The following is a 2,349-nucleotide window of genomic DNA, read 5'->3' as shown; positions in this document are numbered from 1 at the left end:
CTCGGTGGTATCCATTTTTCTTTGACTGGTGGAGCTTGTTCTGTATTTTTTGATGTCATAAAATACTCCCTCCCGATAATAAAAAACCCCGCATTTGCGGGGATTTCCTTACTGCACTTCCCCTCGTTTAGATACAATACGTCCAGTGCCGCATTTGTCATTAAATACGATTTGCAACACATTGTCAACACCAAAATAACACATATTGATAGATTCGAAGAGAATCAGTTAGACAGCGTTAATTATGATAATTTAAAGGACTACGTGATGAAATCACTTCTTATAACACGCATTGTAACATTTATAGCCTTTTTTTCTATATCAATGCTCTCTACATCAATGTCATTTGGATTTATGCATATATTTATAAGTGTAGATGACATACAGAAGTATGATAAACTTTATCAAGAATACGCAAGAGAATACAAAGATTTTGAACATTTTGAAAAGCAACAAAAAGCAACGCAATTTATATACAGCCGTGGCCATCAGGATGCATCTCCCAAATTTGATCTTATACAGCATCGTCATATACTTGTTATTTTATGTGGACGGTTTGTGAATTTATTGCGGGGTGATTATAATGAAGAAATGCCATGGGCAAATCTACCCAATGTAATAAGTAGTTTACGCTATCAATATAATTGGAGTGAAGGAGATTTTATTTGGGCGTACAATATGTCCATGAACTCTAAAGATCGAATGATTTATTACGCGAAAAAATTTCTTAATTCTTCAAGTGGAAATGGCATTAGCCCCAGAACACATATGATAGATCTAGTGGCTAGTGTAAATGCTGGGATAAGAACTGGTAATCATGAACCAACTAAACGAACACCTCGAGTTTGCAGAGACTTAGAAACGATATACAATATAATGGAGCCAAAATAGAGATTGTCGTTTAACGATCAAGGTACTTTTGAAGCGCATTAAGAGCGATACGCAATGAACTCACAAGATGCGGTAGCATTTGATCTTCTATAACAAGATACTGTAGCGCTGCATAAAGATTATACTGTCTATAAAGGCATTGCGCTTCTTTTATTACCTCTTGCACGGCTTGATAGTGATTGGTTGCTTTTTCAACCCATTGTTCAAGACTATTGGGGTCTGAATTTGTAGTTACATCATCATAAACAGCGCTTGGCAAGCCTTTTGCACAAAGATAGTCGTTTCTTATTTGTAGATATTTTTGCGCGGCGTCGTATTGATCTTGTGTAAGCACGCCTTGCAAACAAAGCCGCCCGATATAAGAGCCAGCAAGCGGGTTTTTTGCCTCTTGTAGCGTTAAACCAAAGCGCTTTGCACGGGTTTCAAGTGCTAGTTTATCAACGGCTTCACGTGGTGATTTTGCACGGGAAATACGACCATTTGGCTCTCTTAACTGCCCTATAATCTTAGGGCGTCCCCTTTTTTTGTTTTTTTTCACTTATGTCCTCGGATGTTTGTTGAATATCTTGCCAAATCTTATCTGACATTGACCGTGTTCCTTGATTCAAACAGAGAAACCACATTATTAAAGCAGCACCTCCAATCAATAAAAATTGTATAATTTCTTTGTATATTCCACCACGCAACCAAGCCAAAATGGTAAAAGATAATAGCACCCCAATTATAACACCTGTCGCTATTTCATAATTGGTTATGTGTATAGCATTATGCTTTAATACCTCTATTTGTTGCTCTGTTATAAGATAATATTTATGCCCTGCACTTGTAACAGCGTTATTCATTAATGCCCCCCTTAAAAAGGAACACTGTCATTCATAACGGGATGAGGCATATCAAGAGGGCGTTGATAGCTTCTGTCATAAGGTGACTGCTCTTGATTATCATCGTTTTTGCCATCTAAAAGCTTCAAATCGCCTTTGTAGTGAGGCAAGACAATCTCTGTTGTATAGTGATCTTGACCATTTTTATCTTGCCATTTGCGGGTTTGAAGCTGCCCTTCAATATATACTTTTCTGCCTTTGTGAAGATATTGAAGCGCAATCTTTGCTAGATGCGGATTAAAAACCACTACTGAATGCCATTCAGTTTTGCTTACCTTTTGATTAGTTCTCTTATCAGTATAGCTTTCGGATGTTGCCATGCGAAAATTAACCACCTCAGTACCATTATTCATGGTTTTCTTTTCGGGGTTCGCTCCTAAATAGCCAATTAAAATCACTTTATTCAACATGCTTGTAAGTTCCATTAAATTACACGAATGATTATAACATAATTTATCTTTTTTTCCAATGTTTTCAGTTGCTAATAACACGTATTTAATGTTCTACATTAGTTGGCAAATCACTAAACCGTGTGTAATCAGATTGAAAGGCAAGAGGAACACTTCCTGTTGGTCCA

At 37.0% G+C, this 2,349-nt stretch carries 4 protein-coding genes; 1 reads left to right on the top strand and 3 read right to left on the bottom strand.

What is annotated here, in order from left to right; translation table 11 throughout:
* A partial coding sequence (locus tag ME1_RS04140) for a hypothetical protein (protein ID WP_004863665.1) occupies positions 1-891 on the top strand: 891 nt, incomplete at its 5' end.
* Between the two features lie 10 nt (positions 892-901).
* Here the strand turns inward: ME1_RS04140 and ME1_RS04135 are convergent.
* From ME1_RS04135 to ssb, 3 genes are read right to left on the bottom strand one after another with little or no spacing between them, the layout of a single operon-like run.
* Positions 902-1,429 carry a hypothetical protein gene (locus ME1_RS04135; RefSeq protein WP_004863663.1) on the bottom strand — a complete coding sequence of 176 codons (528 nt, stop codon included), beginning with the start codon at positions 1,427-1,429 and terminating at the stop codon, positions 902-904.
* Positions 1,398-1,733: a hypothetical protein gene (locus ME1_RS04130; protein WP_004863659.1), complete on the bottom strand. Its 336-nt coding sequence runs from the start codon at positions 1,731-1,733 to the stop codon at positions 1,398-1,400. The genes ME1_RS04135 and ME1_RS04130 overlap by 32 nt, the downstream gene beginning before the upstream one ends.
* Before the next feature lie 11 nt (positions 1,734-1,744).
* On the bottom strand, positions 1,745-2,182 hold the full coding sequence (gene ssb / locus ME1_RS04125) for a single-stranded DNA-binding protein (RefSeq protein ID WP_004863656.1): 438 nt from the start codon (positions 2,180-2,182) through the stop codon (positions 1,745-1,747).
* Positions 2,183-2,349 lie beyond the last annotated feature (167 nt).

It is taken from the genome of Bartonella vinsonii subsp. arupensis OK-94-513, from assembly GCF_000278235.1.
GTDB lineage: Bacteria > Pseudomonadota > Alphaproteobacteria > Rhizobiales > Rhizobiaceae > Bartonella > Bartonella arupensis.
Note: the sequence above shows the minus strand (reverse complement) of the source record. Positions and strands in the feature narration are given on the sequence as shown.

Excerpts from the sequence above, each read along its gene's own strand:
- ME1_RS04130 (WP_004863659.1), bottom strand. The coding sequence starts at position 1,733 with ATGAATAACGCTGTTACAAGTGCAGGGCATAAATATTATCTTATAACA.
- ssb (WP_004863656.1), bottom strand. The coding sequence starts at position 2,182 with ATGTTGAATAAAGTGATTTTAATTGGCTATTTAGGAGCGAACCCCGAA.